General features: G+C 66.7%; 22 protein-coding genes. 11 read left to right on the top strand and 11 right to left on the bottom strand.

Annotated elements, in window-relative coordinates:
- Positions 1 to 14: 14 nt before the first annotated feature.
- Positions 15 to 467, bottom strand: a complete 453-nt coding sequence (locus IC40_RS0113450; protein WP_030135222.1) for a nitroreductase family deazaflavin-dependent oxidoreductase — start codon at positions 465 to 467, stop codon at positions 15 to 17.
- Positions 464 to 2,239, bottom strand: coding sequence for an aspartate--tRNA ligase (aspS, locus tag IC40_RS0113445; protein ID WP_030135221.1), 1,776 nt, complete (start codon positions 2,237 to 2,239; stop codon positions 464 to 466). Before aspS ends, IC40_RS0113450 begins: the two co-directional genes overlap by 4 nt.
- Positions 2,240 to 2,337: 98 nt before the next feature.
- Here aspS and IC40_RS0113440 point away from each other — a divergent pair, with 98 nt between their 5' ends.
- The gene (locus tag IC40_RS0113440; protein ID WP_030135220.1) at positions 2,338 to 2,829 is read left to right on the top strand and encodes an SRPBCC family protein; all 492 of its coding nucleotides are present in this window, start codon (positions 2,338 to 2,340) and stop codon (positions 2,827 to 2,829) included.
- On the opposite strand, the gene IC40_RS0113435 is transcribed toward IC40_RS0113440, so the two are convergent.
- On the bottom strand, positions 2,823 to 4,298 hold the full coding sequence (locus IC40_RS0113435; protein WP_030135219.1) for a carboxylesterase/lipase family protein: 1,476 nt from the start codon (positions 4,296 to 4,298) through the stop codon (positions 2,823 to 2,825). The two genes, IC40_RS0113440 and IC40_RS0113435, sit on opposite strands and share 7 nt — an antisense overlap.
- A gap of 75 nt (positions 4,299 to 4,373) precedes the next feature.
- Here IC40_RS0113435 and ypfJ point away from each other — a divergent pair, with 75 nt between their 5' ends.
- Both ypfJ and IC40_RS0113425 read left to right on the top strand, forming a co-directional pair.
- Positions 4,374 to 5,270 (top strand): KPN_02809 family neutral zinc metallopeptidase, encoded by an 897-nt coding sequence (gene ypfJ / locus IC40_RS0113430; RefSeq protein WP_030135218.1) that lies wholly within the window; start codon positions 4,374 to 4,376, stop codon positions 5,268 to 5,270.
- The gene (locus IC40_RS0113425) at positions 5,267 to 5,785 is read left to right on the top strand and encodes a DinB family protein (protein WP_030135217.1); all 519 of its coding nucleotides are present in this window, start codon (positions 5,267 to 5,269) and stop codon (positions 5,783 to 5,785) included. The genes ypfJ and IC40_RS0113425 overlap by 4 nt, the downstream gene beginning before the upstream one ends.
- Positions 5,786 to 5,842: 57 nt before the next feature.
- Here IC40_RS0113425 and IC40_RS0113420 read toward each other — a convergent pair whose 3' ends face one another.
- On the bottom strand, positions 5,843 to 6,733 hold the full coding sequence (locus tag IC40_RS0113420; RefSeq protein ID WP_030135216.1) for an acyl-CoA thioesterase: 891 nt from the start codon (positions 6,731 to 6,733) through the stop codon (positions 5,843 to 5,845).
- Positions 6,734 to 6,835: 102 nt separating this feature from the next.
- Here IC40_RS0113420 and IC40_RS0113415 point away from each other — a divergent pair, with 102 nt between their 5' ends.
- Positions 6,836 to 7,957, top strand: a complete 1,122-nt coding sequence (locus IC40_RS0113415; RefSeq protein ID WP_030135215.1) for an acyl-CoA dehydrogenase family protein — start codon at positions 6,836 to 6,838, stop codon at positions 7,955 to 7,957.
- Positions 7,954 to 9,192: an acyl-CoA dehydrogenase family protein gene (locus tag IC40_RS0113410; RefSeq protein ID WP_030135214.1), complete on the top strand. Its 1,239-nt coding sequence runs from the start codon at positions 7,954 to 7,956 to the stop codon at positions 9,190 to 9,192. The genes IC40_RS0113415 and IC40_RS0113410 overlap by 4 nt, the downstream gene beginning before the upstream one ends.
- Here IC40_RS0113410 and IC40_RS0113405 read toward each other — a convergent pair.
- From IC40_RS0113405 to IC40_RS0113395, 3 genes are read right to left on the bottom strand one after another with little or no spacing between them, the layout of a single operon-like run.
- On the bottom strand, positions 9,189 to 9,563 hold the full coding sequence (locus IC40_RS0113405; protein WP_030135213.1) for a hypothetical protein: 375 nt from the start codon (positions 9,561 to 9,563) through the stop codon (positions 9,189 to 9,191). The two genes, IC40_RS0113410 and IC40_RS0113405, sit on opposite strands and share 4 nt — an antisense overlap.
- Positions 9,560 to 10,480, bottom strand: coding sequence for a carbon-nitrogen hydrolase family protein (locus IC40_RS0113400; RefSeq protein ID WP_030135212.1), 921 nt, complete (start codon positions 10,478 to 10,480; stop codon positions 9,560 to 9,562). Before IC40_RS0113400 ends, IC40_RS0113405 begins: the two co-directional genes overlap by 4 nt.
- A 41-nt stretch (positions 10,481 to 10,521) precedes the next feature.
- A complete protein-coding gene (locus IC40_RS0113395) occupies positions 10,522 to 11,154 on the bottom strand; it encodes a TetR/AcrR family transcriptional regulator (protein WP_030135211.1) in 633 nt (210 codons plus the stop codon).
- Positions 11,155 to 11,228: 74 nt separating this feature from the next.
- On the opposite strand from IC40_RS0113395, the gene IC40_RS0113390 reads away from it, so the two are divergent.
- Positions 11,229 to 11,972, top strand: a complete 744-nt coding sequence (locus IC40_RS0113390; protein WP_030135210.1) for a phytanoyl-CoA dioxygenase family protein — start codon at positions 11,229 to 11,231, stop codon at positions 11,970 to 11,972.
- Here IC40_RS0113390 and IC40_RS28255 read toward each other — a convergent pair.
- From IC40_RS28255 to IC40_RS0113365, 4 genes are all read right to left on the bottom strand, one after another.
- Positions 11,969 to 12,406 (bottom strand): HNH endonuclease signature motif containing protein, encoded by a 438-nt coding sequence (locus IC40_RS28255; protein ID WP_051644335.1) that lies wholly within the window; start codon positions 12,404 to 12,406, stop codon positions 11,969 to 11,971. The two genes, IC40_RS0113390 and IC40_RS28255, sit on opposite strands and share 4 nt — an antisense overlap.
- Entirely contained in the window at positions 12,403 to 13,665 is a 1,263-nt protein-coding gene (locus IC40_RS26875; RefSeq protein ID WP_051644334.1) for a DUF222 domain-containing protein, read from the bottom strand. Before IC40_RS26875 ends, IC40_RS28255 begins: the two co-directional genes overlap by 4 nt.
- Positions 13,666 to 13,741: 76 nt before the next feature.
- Positions 13,742 to 14,785 (bottom strand): Rv2578c family radical SAM protein, encoded by a 1,044-nt coding sequence (locus IC40_RS0113370; RefSeq protein ID WP_030135208.1) that lies wholly within the window; start codon positions 14,783 to 14,785, stop codon positions 13,742 to 13,744.
- A gap of 48 nt (positions 14,786 to 14,833) precedes the next feature.
- Entirely contained in the window at positions 14,834 to 15,265 is a 432-nt protein-coding gene (locus IC40_RS0113365) for an Rv2576c family protein (protein WP_030135207.1), read from the bottom strand.
- Between the two features lie 277 nt (positions 15,266 to 15,542).
- Here IC40_RS0113365 and urtA point away from each other — a divergent pair, with 277 nt between their 5' ends.
- Genes urtA through urtE form a run of 5 tightly spaced genes read left to right on the top strand, consistent with a single transcriptional unit; the run spans position 15,543 to position 20,277 of the window.
- Positions 15,543 to 16,736, top strand: coding sequence for an urea ABC transporter substrate-binding protein (urtA, locus tag IC40_RS0113360; RefSeq protein WP_390894696.1), 1,194 nt, complete (start codon positions 15,543 to 15,545; stop codon positions 16,734 to 16,736).
- A gap of 7 nt (positions 16,737 to 16,743) precedes the next feature.
- Positions 16,744 to 17,628 (top strand): urea ABC transporter permease subunit UrtB, encoded by an 885-nt coding sequence (gene urtB / locus IC40_RS0113355; RefSeq protein ID WP_030135206.1) that lies wholly within the window; start codon positions 16,744 to 16,746, stop codon positions 17,626 to 17,628.
- Complete coding sequence (urtC, locus tag IC40_RS0113350; protein ID WP_030135205.1) at positions 17,625 to 18,755, top strand: urea ABC transporter permease subunit UrtC; 1,131 nt, start codon at positions 17,625 to 17,627, stop codon at positions 18,753 to 18,755. Before urtB ends, urtC begins: the two co-directional genes overlap by 4 nt.
- Positions 18,752 to 19,585 carry an urea ABC transporter ATP-binding protein UrtD gene (urtD, locus tag IC40_RS0113345; RefSeq protein WP_030135204.1) on the top strand — a complete coding sequence of 278 codons (834 nt, stop codon included), beginning with the start codon at positions 18,752 to 18,754 and terminating at the stop codon, positions 19,583 to 19,585. Before urtC ends, urtD begins: the two co-directional genes overlap by 4 nt.
- Entirely contained in the window at positions 19,585 to 20,277 is a 693-nt protein-coding gene (gene urtE / locus IC40_RS0113340; protein WP_030135203.1) for an urea ABC transporter ATP-binding subunit UrtE, read from the top strand. The genes urtD and urtE overlap by 1 nt, the downstream gene beginning before the upstream one ends.
- The last annotated feature ends 4 nt before the right edge of the window (positions 20,278 to 20,281 follow it).

Here is a 20,281-nt window from a genome sequence, read left to right as displayed (position 1 = left end):
GACCTCGCCGGGTGCTAGGCCCTGACGAGTTCGAACAGCGGGATCGCCCGCGACGTCTTGGCCTGGTACTCGGCGAACACCGGCGCCTTCTCGACGATCTTCGGATACGTCGCATCACGCTCGTCGGCGGGTAGTTCACGCGCGGTGACGTCGTAGGCGTCGGCGCCGATCTCGATTCGCGCACTCGGATCGGCTCGCAGATTGTGCACCCACGCAGGGTCCTTCGGCGCACCGGCGTACGAACCGACGACCAACGCCTTGCCGTCGATCTCCAGGTAGGCCAACGGAGAGAGGCGCGGTTGGCCGGACTTGGCGCCGACGGTGTGCAGCAGCACCAGCGTGCTGCCCTCGAACGGGCCGCCGACCTTACCCGCGTTGGCCCGGAACTCCTCGACGATCTGGCGGTTGAAGTCGCTCAACGCCGCGGCGTCGGACACCATCCGGTCCTTGTCGATGTCATCTGTCATTTCGAATCCAGCTTCTCCGGCTTGGCGTCTATTCCCGCTTCCTTGCGCTGCAGCTCGGTGATCGGTGCCGGCGCGTCGGTCAGCGGGTCCACACCACCACCGGACTTGGGGAATGCGATCACGTCGCGAATCGAGTCGGTGCCGGCAAGCAGCGCCACGATGCGGTCCCAGCCGAAGGCGATACCACCATGCGGCGGAGCGCCGAAGGTGAACGCGTCCAACAGGAATCCGAACTTGTCGGTGGCCTCATCGTGATCGATCCCCATCATCGCGAACACCCGTTCCTGCACATCGCGACGGTGGATACGAATCGACCCGCCACCGATCTCGTTGCCGTTGCAGACGATGTCGTAGGCGTTGGCCAGCGCGGACCCCGGATCGGAATCGAAGGTGTCCACCGACCCGGGCTGCGGGGCGGTGAACGCGTGGTGCACCGCGGTCCAGGCGCCCGAGCCCACGGCGACGTCACCGGAGGCGGTGGCATCATCGGCGGGCTCGAACAGCGGCCAGTCGACCACCCAGGTGAACGCCCACGCCGTCGGGTCGATCAGATCGAGGCGTTTGGCGATCTCGATGCGTGTCGCGCCCAGCAGCGCGCGGGCGCCCTTGGCGGTGCCCGCGGCGAAGAACACACAGTCACCGGGCTTGGCGCCGACATGGGCTGCCAGCCCGTCGCGCTCGGCGTCGGAGAGATTCTTGGCAACCGGGCCGGTGAGTGAGCCGTCCTCGCCGATCAGCACATAGGCCAGCCCCTTGTGCCCGCGCTGTTTGGCGAACTCCTGCCAGCCGTCCAGGGTGCGGCGCGGCTGCGAGGCGCCGCCGTCCATCACCACCGCACCGACATAGGGAGCCTGGAACACCCGGAAGCTGGTGTCGGCGAAGTACTCGGTGCACTCCACCAGTTCGACACCGAAGCGCAGATCGGGCTTGTCGGAACCGAACCGGCGCATGGCCTCGGCGTAGCTGATCCGCGGTAGCGGCGTCGGCAGGTCGTAGCCGATCGTCGACCACACCGCGCGAAGCACCTGCTCGGAGATCGCGATGACGTCATCGGCCTCGACGAAGCTGAGCTCCATGTCCAGCTGGGTGAACTCGGGCTGGCGGTCGGCGCGGAAGTCCTCGTCGCGGTAGCACCGCGCGATCTGGTAGTAGCGCTCCATGCCCGCGACCATCAGCAGCTGCTTGAACAGCTGCGGACTCTGCGGCAGGGCGTAGAAGCTGCCGGGTTGCAGCCGCGCGGGCACCAGGAAATCCCGGGCCCCCTCCGGGGTCGAGCGGGTCAGCGTGGGGGTCTCGATCTCGACGAAATCGTGCTCGGCAAGCACGCCGCGGGCGGCGGCATTGACCTTGGAGCGCAGCCGGATTGCGTTGCCTGGGCCTTCGCGGCGCAGGTCGAGGTAGCGGTACTTGAGTCGGGCCTCCTCACCGGCGGTCTCGTCCAGCTGGAACGGCAACGGCGCGCTCTCCCCCAGCACCGTCAACTCGGTGGCGTTCACCTCGATATCCCCGGTCGGGATCTCGGCGTTGGCGTTGCCCTCGGGGCGCACCTCGACCACGCCGGTGACCGAGACGCAGTACTCGGCGCGCAACCGGTGGGCTTGTTCGAGCACCGCGGCGTCCCGGAAGACCACCTGCGATACCCCCGAGGCGTCGCGCAGGTCGATGAAGATGACGCCGCCGTGGTCACGCCGCCGGGCCACCCAGCCCGCCAAGGTCACGGTCTGTCCGGCATCGGTGGACCGCAACGAACCGGCGGGGTGACTGCGCAGCACGAAAACTCCTGATGTCTGGGTGTGGATGACGACTGCTCAGTCTAGAGACGCCTCCCTCACCGGGTCGACGCCGTCCCGGTTAAGGTCGGCTGGTGGCGATGTATCCGTGCGAGCTTGTCGACCTGGACTTCATCTCCGATGCGCCGTTCCGGTTCGTCAGCACCGTGGATCTGGCGATCACCCCGGAGCAGTTGTTCGAGGTGCTCTCCGACGCCGGATCCTGGCCGCAATGGGCCTCGGTCATCACCAAGGTCGAATGGACCAGCCCCCAGCCCTATGACATCGGCACCACCCGCACCGTCACAATGCGCGGCGGCATCATCGGCGACGAGGAGTTCCTGGCCTGGGAACCGCACAGCCACATGGCGTTTCGCTTCAATCAAGCCTCGACCAGGAGCATCGCCGCCTTTGCCGAGGACTACTGGATCGTGCCGACCGATCAGGGTTGTCATCTGACCTGGGTGATGGCGATGAGACCCAACGGAACCGCGGCCCGGATCGGGATGGCCGCCGGCCGGCCGGTGATGGCCTGGATGTTCCAGCGCTTCCTGCACAACCTGCGGCGCTACACCGACGCCAGGTATCAGTAGACGCCGGCCCACGCCTCCCGGCGCACCGCGTCCGGATCGGCGACGGTGACATCGCGGGTGGACCGGATCACCCGGGTCTGCCTGTCGCGGGTGTCGAAGCGCGGCCACTCGCTGAGCCCGTCGGTGGCGAAATCCAGCCAGGTGCGCTGCATGCGCCTGCCCACCGAGGGCTGCACCCGCCGCCCCAGCGGATGCAACTTGCGGCCCAGATACGAGCTGTAGCTGTGCTGGATGTGCACGATCTCGCTGCCGTGGGTGGCGCCGAGCCCCAACGCTTTGAGCGTCCAGGTGGTGTGATCGAACCGGTACATGTGGGTCGGTGCGTCCGCGCTGTAGGCGTCGACGAAGGCCCAGGTGGGCGCACCGAACATCGCATCTGAACCGAAGTCGACCAACGCGCGGCGACGCGGGAAGTCCGGATAAGCGGCCAGCACCCGGTCTCGGGCATCCGGCGCCCAGCGGGCGAAGAAGCCCTCGACACCGGCCACCGTTGTCGGCAGCATCGGCGGTTTACCCCAGGCGAACATCGAGGCCTCGTGGCTGTTGGTGCCGATGATCAGCGGGATGGGGGCCACCGCGCCGAGGCTGGCCGCCTCGATCGGGTGGTGCGGTAGCAGGTCGACGCCGTGGGTCAGTCCGTAGGCCAACGTGGGGGTCTGCGCGACGCTGTTCAGTTGCAGGGTGCCCGCGGCCCGGCGCAACCGGCGCTGCGGCAGCGCCTTGACCTCGTCTGCCTCGACGCCGAGTTCGGCGAGGAAGGCGTGCGATTGCCGGGCGCGCGCCTCGCGATCGGCGATCAACGGCAACGCCGGGCTCTGTGCGATGGCCCTGTCGAACAAGCCCGCGGCGGCCGGGCTGGCCAGCAGCGCCAACACCGAGGTGGCACCGGCCGACTCACCGAACACCGTCACCTGGTTCGGGTCCCCACCGAAGGACCCGATGTTCTCGCGTATCCATTGCAGCGCTGCGATCTGGTCACGCAGGCACAGATTGTCGTCGAATCCCGGTCCGAGGTCACCGAGTTCGAAACCGCCGAAGACTCCCAGTCGATACGTGACATTGACGACGACGACGTTGCCGTTGGCGGCCAGCCTGGAACCGTTGTACAGCTGCAACTGACCCGCGCCGTAGACGAACGCGCCGCCGGGGATCCACACCATGACCGGTAGCGACGCCGACACGTCCGGTGACCAGACGGTGACCGTCAGGCAGGCCTCGTCGCGGATCTTCGGGTCGTCGCGGCCGCCGCCGACGAAGGAACGGCCCTGCGGCGGCAGCGGACCGTGGTCGATCGCGTCACGCACACCGTCCCACGGGCGCAGCGGCTGGGGACCGAGGAACCGTCGATCCCCCACCGGCTGCTCGGCGTAGGCGACTCCGCGCCACACACCGACGCCGCCCTCGGTGGTACCGCGCAGCAGGCCTTGGACGGTCGGCACGATCGTCGACAGTTCGGCGACAGAGGGCACGGGTGAATCGTAGTGTGCAAAGCTGAGCCCGGTCTGAACACGAGACGGCGGCGACACGTCAGATGGGTGGGGACGATGACCTTCAACGAGGGCATGCAGATCGACACGAGCACGTCCTCCAGCAGCGGCCGCGGCGGCGGGGGTGGTCGTCGGATCGCGCTCGGCGGTGGCGTCGGCGGCCTGTTGCTGGTGGTGGTGGCGCTCTTCCTCGGGGTCGATCCGAGCAGTGTGCTCCCCCAGGATCAGGGGGCAGGGATGGACACCGAGGGTGTCTCGGCCCCCGGCTTCGATCTGGCACAGTGCCGGACCGGCGCCGATGCCAACGAGAAGGTGCAGTGCCGGGTGGTGGCGACCGGCAACTCCGTGGATGCGGTCTGGACTCAGCTGCTTCCCGAGTACCGCCGCCCGCAGGTTCGGTTGTTCACCGGGTCGGTGAACACCGGCTGCGGTGGCGCGACCAGCGAGGTGGGCCCGTTCTACTGCCCCGCCGACGAGACCGCCTATTTCGACACCGACTTCTTCGACGTGCTGCGCGACCAGTTCGGCTCCAGCGGTGGACCTTTCGCGCAGGAGTACGTGGTGGCCCACGAGTTCGGGCACCACGTGCAGAACCTGCTGGGAGTGTTGGGACGCGCCCAGCAGGATCCGACCGGTCCGACCGGCGGTGGGGTGCGCACCGAATTGCAGGCCGACTGCTACGCCGGGGTGTGGGCACATTACGCGGCAACGACCAAACAGGAGGGCACCGATGTGACCTTCCTGCAACCGTTGAGCGACAAGGATATTGCCGACGCCTTGTCGGCAGCCTCCGCCGTCGGTGACGACCGGATCCAGGAGGCCGCCACCGGCAGGGTGAGCCCGGAGTCCTGGACGCACGGCTCCTCCGAACAGCGCCAGCAGTGGTTCACCACCGGTTACCAGACCGGTGCACCCGACAAGTGCGACACCTTCGCTCCGGGCGCCCTGCGTTGAGCGATATCCAACCCGACACCAAGGACTGGACCTGGGTGCTGACCCGGGCCTGCCCGGACTGCGGGTTCGATCCGGCGACGGTGCATCCGACCGCCGTCGCGGGACATATCCGCCGCGATGCGGCTGATTGGGTTGGCCGGCTGTCTCAGCAGGGGGTCCGGAGCCGCCCGGCGCCGGGAGTCTGGTCGAATCTCGAATACGGTTGCCATATCCGCGATGTGCACCGCATCTTCGACCACCGCGTGCAGTTGATGCTGAGCCAGACCGATCCGCAATTCCCGAACTGGGACCAGGACGCCACGGCGGTTGACGACGATTACGGCGCCCAAGATCCCTTGGTCGTCGCCGCGGAGCTGCGTGACGCGGCCGACACCGTGGCCGATCGGTATGACTCGGTGCCCGCGGACAGCTGGGAGCGACGCGGATTACGCAGCAATGGAAGCGAATTCACCGTCGCCACCATCGCCGTGTACCACCTGCACGATATCGTCCATCACGCCTGGGACGTCTCGTAGGGAACGCTGCCCGATGGCAGACCACCGACGAGCCGACCGCCCCGGGGCTGCCGGCCACTAGAGTCGCGACTGATGCTTGATATCGGTATCGCTGGTGCGCAGCGGACGAATCAAACCGTCCTGGGTGAACGAAGCGAGCAGTTCGCCCTCCTCGGTGTGCACAGTGCCCCGAACGTAGGACATGCCGGCCCCGACCTGAGTACTTTCATGCCCGTAGAGCAGCCATCCCTGCCACTGCACCGGCTCGTGGAAACTGACCGACACCGTCATGGGTGCGGTGGACACGGTCAGATGCGCTTGCGCCGTACCGATACCCTCGTGTGCTCGCATGGTCGTCGAAATCCCCAGATGTCCGGTGAAATAAGCAATGAGGGCCTTGGCGAGTTCCGGACGCGCCGGAATCGGATCGTAGTGCAGCCAGGCGTGTAGCTCAGGCGGACCGACCTCATCGGGGCTGTTGACATCGATGACGTCGACCAACCGCACCTGGCGTCCGCGCATCGGCATGATGGACGGTTGAGCGTCCCGCGGACCCGCCACATCGGCGATGGGCAGGTGGTGGCGAATCACATCGCCCGAGGGCACGTCGGCGAGCACGGTGACGGTGATGCAGCGTTTGCCGCGCTGCGATGCGGTGACCACTGCGGTTGCCGTCGAGCGTCCCTCGGAGACGACGTCGATCTCGATTTCGACCGGCGGGCCGACGACCACCACCCTGGCGAACACCGCGTACACCGAGCGCACCGACTTGTCCGGGAAACGCCGGGCAGCGGCGACGATCGCCTGAGCCAACACCTGCGTGCCCTCGACCACCTGACGGTCGTCGGCACCGACGAGTCCGGTCTGCGCGATGAATCGGTTGTCCCCATCGCCTTCGGGCTCGAACAGTTCGAGCAGACCGCCCACCGTCCACTCCACCGACTCGGTGGCCTGATCTGACGTCGTCATAGAGCGTCCTCTTTCCGGGATTGGTCACAACGCAGCGGCTGTATCGCATGATAACGTCATTACCCTATTAGAGAATATGCCTTGCAGAAGACGGAAACGCCTATGACAAACCCCGAGCAGATGCTGTTCACGTCGACGGCGCAGGCCTTCCTGGAAAAGGAAGCGTCGCTGAGGCGCATCCGGGATATGCACGGTGCCGGGGTGTCAGTCGACCCGGCCTGGTGGCAGCGGGCAGCCGAACTGGGATGGGCGAGCCTGCTGGTTCCCGAGGAGTTGGGCGGCGGAAGCGTCTCCGGAGACGGCGTGGCCGACCTCGCGATGCTTGCCGAGCAGGCCGGCCGCAGTGTGGCCCCCGGGCCGTTACACCCGGTGAGCGTCGTGCTGGCCGGGCTGTCAGAAGCACCCGAGAATCACGAGGAGGCCATCGCGTCACTGGTGGCCGGTGACGCGATCGCAAGCTGGGCGGTGTACGAACCCGGACAACAATGGTCGCCGCTGCAACCGCAACTCACCGCCACCGCGGTCGGCGACGGGTACCGACTGGACGGGGTCAAGGACCGCGTGGAAGCCGGGGATTCGGCTGGCCTGCTGCTGGTCACCGCGACGCTCGACGGGTTGGTGCGCCAGTTCCTGGTCCCCGCCGGCACCGCCGGGGTCACCGTAGGGCCGCAGCCTTCGGTGGACATGGTGCGCCGGTACGCCAGAGTGGCGTTCGACGGCGTCGAGGTACCGACGGCGGCGCTGGTCGGTACAGCCGAGCAGACACCCGCGGTGATCGAGCGGCAGCGCCAGGTCGCCCTGCTGCTGCAGTGCGCCGAGATCGTCGGGATCCTCGATTCGGTGCTGGCCATGACACAGCAGTGGCTGTTGGACCGGCACAGTTTCGGCCGGCCATTGGCGTCCTACCAGGCACTCAAACATCGCTTCGCCGATATGAAGCTGTGGTTCGAGGCGGCGAGGGCCACCACTGCCGGCGCGGTCCAGGCAGTCGGCAACCGGTCGGAGGATGCACCCAAACTCGTCAGTGTCGCCAAAGCCTATGTGGCCGAGCGGGCCCCGGTGATGCTGCAGGACTGCGTGCAGTTGCACGGCGGTATCGGTGTCACCTGGGAGCACGATCTGCATCTGTTCCTGCGCCGGGCCACGTTGAACCGGGCGATGTTCGGTTCACCGGAAGAACATCACCGCGCCGTCTTCGAGCTGAGCCGGAAGGTTCCCACATGACCGTGACCTCCACCGAGACCGTCGCCGAGTTCGCCGCGCGGGCGCGCCGCTGGCTCACCGAGAACATGCCCGCCATCGATCCGGAGAACCCGCCGTTCTCGGTGCGCGCCGAGCAGCAGTCCTGGGACCGCGCCAAGGAGTTGCAGCGCAAGCTGTACGCGGGAGGGTTCGCCGGGATCTGCTTCCCGCGCGAATACGGCGGTCTCGGGCTGGATTACGCGTTTCAGAAGGCGTTCAACACCGAGTGCCGGTTCTTCGAGATGCCGTTGATCCTGAACACACCGTCGTTCACCATCTGCTCGGCGACCATCCTCGACGTCGGCAGCGAGCAACAGAAGCGCGATCGCATCTCGGCGGCCATCCGCGGCGACGAGATCCTGTGCCAGTTGCTCTCCGAGCCCAGCGGCGGATCCGATCTGGCCGGTGTGATCACCCGGGCCGAGAAGGTCGGCGACAAGTGGATCATCAACGGCGCCAAGACCTGGAGCACCAGTGCGTTCGCCGCCGATTACGGGCTGATGCTGGCGCGCACCGATTGGACCGTGCCCAAACACGAAGGGCTGACGATGTTCCTGGTGCCGTTGAATGCGCCGGGAATCACGATGCGCCGCATCACCGAGGTGAACGGCAACGAGGAATTCTGTGAGGAATTCTTCGACGGCCTGGAACTCGGCGAAGACGCCGTGGTCGGCGCTGTCAACGACGGCTGGACCGTCGCTTCGCGACAGCTCCACCACGAGCGACGTGCGGTCGGGGGCGGGTCCGAATTCGCCAGTGGCACGGGCGCGGAGAATGCCAGCGAGATGCCGCCAAACCATGTCGCCATCGCCACGGCCACGGGTCAGGCCGACGATCCGCGGGTACAGGATCTTGCCGGCCGGGCATTGGTGCGCCGAATCGTCAAGGAGCAGCTGATCGATCACGTGGGCGCGTCGATCGCCGACGGATCGTTGCCACCGAATGCTGGGACCCTCATCCGGTTGATGCACGCCGAGACCACCGAACTCGAGGTCGATACCGCACTGGCCATCGCCGGAACGTCCGGGGTGATCGATGACGGCTCCGGCCTTTCGGACATCGGGGTGCGCTACTTGTCGCGCCAGACCGGCTCGCTGGGCGGGGGCACTTCCGAGATGGCACGCAATGTCATCGGCGAGCGGATCCTCGGATTCCCGCGCGAGCCCGCCGCCGATCGCGGTGTGCCGTTCAATCAGGTGAAGCGGAGCCGGGGCTAGAGCGCGCTGACCGCGGCACCGACCAGTCCGATACTGGTCGCCACGAAGGACAGCAGACTGATGACCTTGAAGGCGGTTGTGCTCGAAGCCTTTTCGCTGAAAGCCATCGGCAGGAACAACGTGGGATTAAGCAGGGTTCCCAGCACCACGAGGGTGGCGATCCAGGCCGTCAGACCAGGCAGCGCCAACCCGACGGCGATCAGGATGACGCCCATCATGATGTAGTCCAGATGGGCTTGCATGATGCGCCGGGGGCTGACGATCCCCAGCCTCTTGATCGCCTCGGGCGCAAGCAGATTGCCCGCAACGGCCCAGCCGAGCAGCGCCCCGAAAGCCAGCTCGAAGAGTCCGATCTGCACCAGTACGCTCATCGATTCACCGCATTCCTCTCATACCAGCGCTGCCCGTGCAGTCGTTGGTAATGCCACACCGCCGCCGGCAGGACACCGCGACGGTGCAGCCAGAAACGTCGCGGCGCAACGTCGGACGGATCGACGCGACCTAGCGTGATATCGGCCAGCACGACACCTTCGCCGTCGACGCGGGACCGTTCGGCCAGCACGGCGCCGGTGGCGTCGGTGATCAGCGCATTGCCCTCGAAGTATCCGCGATACCGCATCGGCAGCCATGGCATCGGGCACTGGAGTTCGCCGACGTGTGCGGCGTGCACCACGGGCGCGCCGATATACCGCCCGAAATCGGTTGCCGCCCGCCGCGCGGTCGCGGCATTGGCCTTTTCGAGGCGGTCGAACAGAGGCCGCGGCGGCCAGGGTGGGATCGACCACCATCCCGAACCCGTCATGGCCAGATCCACCCTGCCGCGCATCCGTCGGACCGTCTGGGTGCGCATCAGCTCCCAGCAGACGGCCGCACCCACCGAGAGTTCCCCGCAGGTGAGCACGCCGTCATCGCTGCCGCCGGTGTAGATGGCGTTCTCCCACATCGTGGGCAGGTCCTTGTCATGTCTCCCGACGACGCCGGTGGGATCGGCGAGCAGATACGCGTTGCGGATATGGCCGTCGGCATCCCGGCACAGGAACGAACCACCGACCATCGCGCCATGCCTGCGCGCCACGTCGCAGAGCAGGTCGGTCGCCGGGCCGTCCACCGGCAGCGCCGTGTCGATCAGCTCCCGAAGGAAACCGATGCCCGTGGTGAAGAACTCGGGCAGCGCGATCACCTTTGCCCCGGCGTCGCCAGCTTCATCGGCAAGCCGTCGGCAGGCAACGAGATTGGCGGCCACATCCCCGAGCGTCGCATTCAGTTGCACCGCCGCCGCCAGCACCATGTTTTGAACGGTACTACAAAACTGAACGGTCCTACAAGAAACTATTCGGTGCGGAGACCGCGGATCACGATGTCCCTGCCGACCCCGAGCACCCGCTCCAGTTCAGCATCGTCGAGGGCGAGCCGGTCCGGTCGCCAGCGAGAGCCCAGCACGCCGTTCCACGCCGACCACAGGAACACCGAGGTGCGCCCCGGATCGGGACAGTGGATCTGACCGGCAGCATCGGCGCGCCGCAGCGCATCGGCGACATCACCGACGAGTGCCTCCACCTTGTCGGCGATGCGCTGCTCGACTTCGCCGGCCAACTCCCCGGGCGGCATATCGACCGCCCGCAACGCCACCATCCGGAAATGGCCGGGATTCTCCAGATTGAACCGGCAGTAGGCGTCGCTCGCGGCGATCAGTTGTTCGACCGGGGTGCGATCCTCGGTGTATGCCTGCGCCATCACCTGTTCGTTGATCTCCAGGGCGCGCTCCACCAGAGCCAGATACAAGGCGTCCTTGTTACCGAAGTGGTGATAGATCGACCCGACCGCCACCCCGGCCTCCTCTGCGATGGCATCCATGGCGACCGCATGGAAGCCGCGCTCGGCGAACAGCCGTTGAGCGGCCTCCAGGATCGTCGCCGTGGTCGCGATGGTACGTCGGTCGGGCCGCCGAGCGGGTCGAGTCACGGCTCAAGGCTACGGCGACAGCCGATCGCCAAAACGATTTGTACCTCCTGCGCCGGTCCGGCCACCATGGCCCCATGCTTGATGTCGACCGGTTCATCGCCGACGGTTTCGTCAAGATCGAATCGGCCTTCGATCGCGATCTCGGCGTGCGCTGCCAGCAGCAGCTGTGGCAGGCCATCGGTTTGAACCCGGCCGACCCGGATACCTGGACCGAATCGCTGGTGCGGGTGACCAGCATGGCCACGCCGGAGTTCACCGCCGCCGCAAACACCGGCACCCTGCACGCCGCCTACAACGCCTTGGTCGGCCCCGGCCGATGGCAGCCGCGGCTGGGGCTGGGCACCTTCCCGCTGCGCTTTCCCAGCACCGAACCGGCGCGCGACGCGGGCTGGCATGTCGAAGCATCCTTCTACGCCGAGGACGGCATGCGGCTGAACCTGCGCTCCCGCGGTCGCGCCCTGCTGATGCTGTTCTTGTTCTCCGATGTCGGCCCGAACGACGCACCGACGGAGATCCGGGTCGGTTCCCATCTGGCGGTGCCGACGGTGCTGGCACGTCATGGCCCTGACGGTGCGCCCTGGATGTCGGTCTGCGAGCAGGTCGTCCCGGCGACCGCCGACTGTTCGGTCATAGCGGCCACCGGTCGCATCGGCGATGTGTACCTGTGCCATCCGTTTCTCGTACATACCGGCACCGCGCACCGCGGCGGCGTGCCGCGCTTCATGGCGCAGCCGCCGCTGGAGCCCACCGGCGAGCTCGACCTGGAAGCCGACGAGCCGAGCCCGGTCGCCCGAGCGGTGCTGCGGGGTCTGAGTTAAAAGGGCGGCGGGTCGCTCTCGAGGGCGATTTCGAGTGCGTTGCGGACGCGTTCGGCGTTGATGCGGTACTCGCGGTCCCGTTTTCGAGTCCGTCGGCGGGTGGGCAGGGCGGGCTCGCGGTTGTCGTGGTCGAGCAGGGTGATGTGCCTGGTTCTCGGGATCTCGGTATCAAAGGCTTTGCGCGGAAACAGAACTGGCCCCAGAGGTCTGGTGGCGTAGGTGTGGCCGGTGGGTGCGGTCCAGGTCGTCGAGCCGTCGGGGCACGCAGTGGGGATCCAGCCGGTTTTCAGGGTCTTGATGAGGTGATGTTCGCGGCAATAGGGCCGCAGGTTGCCGGGGTGGGTGGCGCCAGCGGGCCACGGGGTGAGGTGGTCGAGATCGGCTTTGTGGGCGGGGCGCCCGCAGCCGGGAAAAGCGCACGTCATGAAAGTCATCCGGACGAAGGCGCTGAGTTTGGCGGAGGGCCGGTAGCGGTTTTCGGTGCCGAGATCTGCGGGGCTGCTGATGGGTCGGACTGTGGCGCCGGTGGTGATGAGTTCGGTGAGTAGGTGGGCCGGGATGATGGCGCCGTCCAGGGAGATGCCGGCCCCGGCACCGGGTGGGGCGTTCTGCGCCGCAGGCGCGGCCGGCCATGCATGCGCCGCAGGCGCGGCCGGCCATGCATGCGCCGCAGGCGCGGCAGGCGCGGCAGGCGATCGCGGCTCGGCGTCGGGCGCCTCGGCAGGAGCGGGTTCTTCGGCCGGGGGCTGTTGAGCCGCGGCCGGTTTCTCGGCTGACTGGCTCTCCTCAGATTCATCACCCGGCCCCTCATCGGGTTCGACCGGTCCCGGCTGGGGCCGCCATCCGGCCCGGGCTCGGGTGCCGGGCCGGCGGCTTCGCCGGTGTCGGGGCGCTGACCGGTGAGCACGTAGATGGTGACCGCACCCGACCGCGGGTCTTTCCCCGACCGCGCGCACGCTGGGTCCCCGCACAGGCAGGTCAGCCGGGGCCCGCCGGCCATGACAGCGGCTATGGCGTCGGCGCGGCGCTCCCGTTTCGTGCGGGGATCGTTGTCGCAGACACCGTCGGCCAACTCGTCGGCGCGGGCATCGGTGATCTTGGCGTCGGTGGCACGCATGCGCCCCCAGAACGACACGACCCCGTCGGGGTCATCGCGGTCACCGAACTCGAGATAACGATCCCTGGCCGCAGTCTTGGACCGGATCACCGCCACCGGATCGAACTCATGCACCCAGTGATCGACCGCCGCGGTCAGCGCCGCCTCCGAAAGCACTCCATAGCCGTGGGCGTTCTCGGCGATCTTGGCATCGATGGACGCCAGCGCCTCGAGGTCGGTGACCAGGTGGGTGCGCCAGGTGATCGCACTGATCACCTTCGCCGAGATCGCCCCGGTGCCGAAGACAGCCGCGGTCCGCGGGAGTCGTTCACGCAGTGCCACGGCGATACGCATCTGGGTGTTGGCGGCGTGCGGCCCGATGTTGCAGGCCGCGCCGATCTGGGCTTTGGCCTGGGCCCAGCCGTCGATCAGCTTCAACGCAGAGAACTCGTCCTCGCCATCGCACCAACGCGACGTCGCCTCCGCGATCAACGCCAACCGGCGCGCTGCGGCCGCGGCCTCGGCCTGCGTCTCGGCGGTGATCGCGGACGTCAGCGCCTCGTCACTGAGTCCCCGCAATGCCAAATATTCGAACATGTGTTCTATACTACTCGCGACCCCGACAGATCCTTCAGGCCGCGAAAACCGCTGGTCAACGCTGCGCAGGCGGTAATCAGAACAGGGTGGGATGCGCCGGTGCCGCGACTTCGGAGGAAACGGCACCGGCGCGGGCCGGCGGCGGCGGTGCCGACATGGCGACACGCGCCGACCGCCCGGTCAGGCCGTACCGGGCCAGCAACGGGGCCGCCCTGGTACGAAGTTCGTCGCGATAGTCCGCAGGCAGATAGGCGCCGTGTCGGTACAACCGCCGATATTCGAAGACATGCTCGGGATAGGTGCGCTCCAGCCACTGCATGAACCACCCGCGCGTCGACCCCCGCAGATGCAGTCCGAACACCGTCGCGCTGGTCGCGCCGGCCTCGGCGATCTGGCGCAACAACGCATCGAGGTGTTCCACCGAGTCGGTCAGCCGGGGCAGCACCGGGGCGACCATCACATGACAGTCGAGCCCGGCGTCTCGAATCGCCGAGATCAGCGACAGCCGCGCATGCGGCGACGGTGTGCCCGGCTCGATCACCCGCTGCAGTTCCGGGTCGGCGATCGCCAGCGAGATCGACACGGCGGCGCCAGGTCCGTGATGTGCCGCGTCGGCGATCAGCGGCAGGTCGCGGCGCAGCAGGGTGCCCTTGGTGAGGATCGAGAACCGTGTTCCGGATTCGGCGAGCGCGGTCAGGATGCCCGGCATCAACCGGTAGCGACCCTCGGCACGCTGGTACGGATCGGTATTGGTCCCGAGCGCCACCGTTTCCCGGGCCCATGACCTGCGCCGGAGTTCCCGTGCGAGCACGTCGGCCACGTTGGTCTTGACGACGATCTCGGTGTCGAAGTCCGATCCGGGATCGAAGTCCAGGTACTCGTGGGTGGGCCGCGCGAAACAATACCGGCAGGCGTGCGAGCAACCGCGATAACCATTGACGGTGTACTTGAACGGGAGCATCGACGCGTCAGGCACCTTGTTCAACGCCGACTTGCACAGAATCTCGTGGAAGGTGATCCCGTCGAACTCTGGCGTACGCACGCTGCGAACGAAGCCGAGGCGGGCCAGACCGGGTAGCGCGCCGTCATCGACCCGCACCCCCTGCCCGTCCCACCGCATAACCCTATCGAACAATTGTTCGATAGGGTTTGTCAAGCGGTCAGCGGACTACCACTGAGTGCCCTGGCAGATCGGGCTGTAGGGATTGTCCGCAGCCGCGATGACCTGATCGCCCGCCACGATGTCGCAGTGCGCGTTCGGCGCGCCGACGCTGCCCTTGGTGGTGCTGCTGACCTGCAGGATCGCCCACTGGGGGTCGGCGAGCGTGGTCTCGAACACCCACGGGGCCCCTGGCCCGACGGTGATCGTCTCGCGCTTGGCGTATGCGTAGGCGTCGGCGTTGTAGGCAGCCATATTGGGCGGCTGGGCCGTCAGATAGAACACCTGGAACTGATAGGGCGCACCCGAGGTCAGGGTGTAGCGCACCAACTGGCCCTCCGGCTCTGCATGGGCGGCCGCCGGCCCGAATGCCAGAGCGGCACCCGCCAGAAGGGTGGCCGCGCCCGCTGCTGCACCGATCTTGCTCGTAGCTTTTCGCATGACCAACACATCGCGGGACGCTACCGGATTGTTACACCAGCCGCCCAGACGCGGCCTGGCACGAGAAAACAGGGCGTGAGCAAGAGGTTAATTTGTTCGTCACATACAGAAATTTCACAGAAACGTAGCGCCCATAACGTGCCGATTCGACACCCACACGGGTCCGAAAGTTCCGCTCATACAGCCGAACTCGAACGAAAGGCCGTTGATGGCACACCTCCGACCGACGTCGAAGAGATCATTTCTGTTAGCGGGAAGCGTCGTGGTCACCGCCTCGATGCTGCTCTCTGCCTGCGGCAGCAAGGCCACCGACGAGGGTGGCAGCGCCGCAGCATCCTGTGTGGACACCTCCGGTGACACCATCAAGGTCGGCTCGCTGAACTCGCTGTCGGGAACCATGGCGATCTCCGAGGTCACGGTGCGTGATTCCATCAAACTGGCCGTCGACGAGATCAATGCCGGCGGCGGCGTTCTCGGCAAGCAGATCCAACTGGTGGGCGAGGACGGCGCCTCGGAGCCGACCGTGTTCGCCGAGAAGGCGCAGAAGCTGATCAACAGCGACTGCGTGGCGGCCGTCTTCGGTGGCTGGACTTCCTCGAGCCGCAAGGCCATGCTGCCGGTGTTCGAAGACAACAACTCCCTGCTCTACTACCCGGTCCAGTACGAGGGCCTGGAATCCTCTCCCAACATCTTCTACACCGGGGCAACCACCAACCAGCAGATCGTCCCGGCGCTGGACTATTTGAAGGAAAAGGGCACCAAGTCGCTGTACCTGGTCGGCAGCGACTACGTCTTCCCGCAGACCGCCAACCGCATCATCAAGGCCTACGCCGCGGCCAACGGGATCGAGATCAAGGGCGAGGATTACACGCCGCTGGGCTCGACGGACTTCTCGACGATCATCAACAAGGTCCGCACCGCGGACGCCGACGCGGTGTTCAACACCCTCAACGGCGATTCCAACGTCGCCTTCTTCCGTGAGTACAAGAACGTCGGACTGACCCCGCAGGCGATGCCGGTGGTCTCGGTGTCCATCGCCGAGGAAGAGGTCGGCGGTATCGGGGTGCAGAACGTCACCGATCAGCTGACGGCGTGGAACTACTACCAGACCATCGACACCCCGGTGAACGACGCGTTCGTCGCCGCGTACAAGAAGGCCTACGGCGCGAACAAGCCCACCTCCGATCCGATGGAGGCCGCCTACGTCTCGGTCCACCTGTGGAAGAACACCGTCGAAAAGGCAGGATCGTTCGACGTCAAGGCAATTCAGGACAACGCCGGTGGCGTGAGTTTCGACGCCCCCGAGGGCAAGGTCACCATCGACGGTGAGAACAACCACATCACCAAGACCGCCCGCATCGGTGAGATCAAGCCCGACGGTCTGATCTACACCGTGTGGGAGTCCCCCGCACCCATCGAGCCGGACCCGTACCTGAAGTCCTACCCGTGGGCCGCCGGCCTGTCCGGGTAAGAACAGCATGGATGTCCTCATCGGACAGCTGGCAACGGGATTGAGCCTCGGCTCGATCCTGTTGCTGGCTGCACTCGGCCTGTCCCTCACGTTCGGTCAGATGGGCGTCATCAACATGGCGCACGGCGAATTCATCATGGCCGGCTGTTACACCACCTTCGTCGTCCAGCAGATCATCTCCAATACCGGTGTCTCGCTGATCATCTCGCTGATCATCGGCTTCGTCATCGGCGGATTGTTCGGTGTCCTGCTGGAGGTCACCCTGATCCAGCGGATGTATCACCGACCGTTGGACACCCTGCTGGTCACCTTCGGCGTGGGACTCGTCCTGCAGCAGTTGGCCCGTGACATCTTCGGCGCGCCGGCGGTCAACGTCATCGCCCCGTCCTGGTTGTCCGGCGGGTTCGAGATCTTCGGTGCCGTCGTGCCCAAGACGCGCATCTTCATCCTGGTGTTGGCCGTCGCCTGCGTCACCGCGCTGGCCATCGCGCTCAAGGCCAGCCCGATGGGCCGGCGGATCAGGGCGGTGGTGCAGAACCGCGATCTCGCCGAGACCAGCGGTATCTCGTCGCGCAAGACCGACATCACCACCTTCTTCATCGGGTCGGGTCTGGCCGGCGTCGCGGGTGTGGCGCTGACGCTCATCGGCTCCACCAGCCCGACGATCGGTCAGGCCTATCTGATCGACGCGTTCCTGGTGGTCGTGGTCGGTGGTCTCGGCCAGATCAAGGGAACGGTGATCGCCGCGTTCGGCATCGGATTCCTGAACTCGGTGATCGAGTACAACACCACGGCATCGCTGGCCAAGGTGATCCTGTTCGTCATCATCGTGATCTTCCTGCAGGCCCGCCCGCAGGGCCTGTTCACCGTTCGGACAAGGAGTTTGGTGTGAGAACGATCCTTGGACGCTGGCAGACATGGGCCGGTTTCGGTGTGGCCGCGGTGCTGCTGTTCGGGGTGGCGCCCGCAGCGCTGTCGACCTTCCGGCTCGGCCTGCTCGGCCAGTTCCTCTGCTACGCCATCGTTGCGGTCGGTATCGGACTGGCCTGGGGCCGCGGCGGCATGCTGGTGCTCGGGCAAGGGGTGTTCTTCGGTATCGGTGGCTACATCATGGGGATGCACCTCAAGATCGCCGACGCCCAGTTCGCGGGCAACAGCGTGCCGGACTTCATGCAGATCCAGGGCGTCCGTGAGCTGCCCGGCTTCTGGGCACCGTTCGCCTCTCCCCTGGTGACCCTGGTGTCGATCGTGCTGATCCCGACCGCCATCGCCGCGGCGCTCGGACTCGGCGTGTTCAAGCGCCGCGTCAAGGGCGCCTATTTCGCGATCCTGTCCCAGGCGCTGGCGGCCGCGTTGGCCATCCTGCTCGTAGGCCAGATGAGTCTCGGTGGATCCAACGGGCTCAACGGGTTCCGGACATTCTTCGGGTTCCGCCTTGCCGATCCGGCCAACAAGCAGATGCTGTACTTCATCGCTGCGGGCACCCTGCTGGTGGTCGTCGCCGTGGTACGGCAGTTGATGCAGAGCCGCTACGGCGAACTGCTGGTGGCGGTGCGCGACGGCGAGGAGCGGGTCCGGTTCCTCGGCTACGATCCGGCGAACATCAAGGTCGTCGCGTACACGACCGCCGCGTTGTTCGCCAGCATCGCCGGTGCGCTGTTCGCGCCCATCGTGGGCTTCATCAGCCCGTCGCAGGTGGGCATCCTGCCCTCGATCGCCTTCCTGATCGGGGTGGCCATCGGCGGGCGGACGACGCTGTTGGGACCGGTGCTCGGCGCCATCGGTGTGGCATGGGCGCAGACCCTGTTCTCCGAGCAGTACCCCTCCGGGTGGATCTACGGGCAGGGCCTGCTGTTCATCCTGGTCGTCGGGTTCTTCCCGGCGGGTCTGGCCGGACTGGCGGTCTTCCTGCGCCGCAAGAAAAAGGACACCCCCGGCGACGGCGACGCACCGGACCCGGTGTCGGTGCCCGACCCCGATCCCGAACCGGAATCCGAGAAGGCCGGAGCCAGCGCATGAGCGTCACCTTGACCGACAACCATCCGGAGCCCACCGCAGGCGGCAACGTCGGCATGGGCACCCAGTACCTCGAAGTACGGGGTTTGACAGTCGATTTCGATGGATTCAAGGCCGTCAGCGATGTCGACCTGACCCTGTTCCAGGGTGACCTGCGGTTCCTGATCGGCCCCAACGGTGCGGGCAAGACCACCGTGATCGATGCGATCACCGGTCTGGTGCCGGCCACCGGGTCGGTCAGCAAGTCCGGGGTGGAACTGCTGGGCAAGAAGGTCCACCAGATCGCCCGTAACGGCGTGGGCCGCACCTTCCAGACCGCGACGGTGTTCGAACAGCTGACCGTGCTGCAGAACCTCGATATCGCCGCGGGAGCGGGCCGCTCGGCATGGACGCTGCTGCGCCGTCGTGCGGGTGTCTTACCCGCCATCGAAGAGGCCCTGGAGACAACGGGATTGACCGCGTTGGCGGACAAGCCGGCCGGGGTGCTCGCACACGGCCAGAAGCAGTGGTTGGAGATCGGCATGCTGCTGGTGCAGAACGCCGAGGTGCTGTTGCTCGACGAGCCCGTGGCCGGGATGAGCCATGAGGAACGCGAGGAGACCGGAAACCTGCTGCGGCGCATCGGCGGTGAGCGCACCGTCGTCGTGGTCGAGCACGACATGGACTTCATGCGGGCGTTCGCGACCTCGGTGACGGTGCTGGCCCGGGGTCAGGTGATCGCGGAGGGTTCGGTCGCCGAGGTCCAGGCCAACCCCAAGGTGCAGGAGGTCTATCTGGGCACCGCCGCGGCAGGCACCGAGGGCGTGCCCGACGAACTGAAAGAGGAATCCTGATGCTCGAGCTCGTCGACGTCCGAACCGGTTACGGGCGCTCGGAAGTCATCCACGGGGTGTCCTTGGAGGTGCCCTCCGACGGCGTGGCCGCCGTGATGGGGCACAACGGCGCAGGCAAGACGACCCTGTTGCGGGCCGCTGTCGGGTTGCTCAAATGCAGTGCCGGCATGGTGCGGTTCGACGGTGAGGACATCACCAAGTTACGCCCGAGCGCCCGCGTCGCGCGTGGTATCGCCTATGTGCCCCAGGGTCAGCAATCCTTCGGCCAGCTCACCACCGCCGAGAATCTCCAGGTGGTCGCCGACGGCCGTAAAAACGGCAAGGCACTCATCGACGAACAGCTGGACCTGTTCCCGGCACTCAAGGAACTGTTGGGACGTCGCGCCGGGCTGCTCTCCGGCGGCCAACGCCAACAACTCGCGATCGCCCGCGCGCTCATCACGACACCGAAATGCCTGATCCTCGACGAGCCCACCGAAGGCATCCAGCCCTCGGTGGTGCACGAGATCGAACAGGCCATCACCGCGCTGACCCAGCGGGGCGATCTCGGGGTGCTGCTGGTCGAGCAGCACATCGGCTTCGCGCTGGAATCCGCGCAGCGCTACTACATCCTGGAGTCCGGCCGTGTCACCTCCAGCGGCGCCGGTGGGTCGTCCTCGGAGGCCGAGGTGCGCGCCGCGATGGCCATCTGACGGC

The sequence above is a fragment of the Mycolicibacterium neoaurum ATCC 25795 genome (assembly GCF_000691525.1).
Classification (GTDB): domain Bacteria; phylum Actinomycetota; class Actinomycetes; order Mycobacteriales; family Mycobacteriaceae; genus Mycobacterium; species Mycobacterium neoaurum.
Note: the sequence above shows the minus strand (reverse complement) of the source record. Positions and strands in the feature narration are given on the sequence as shown.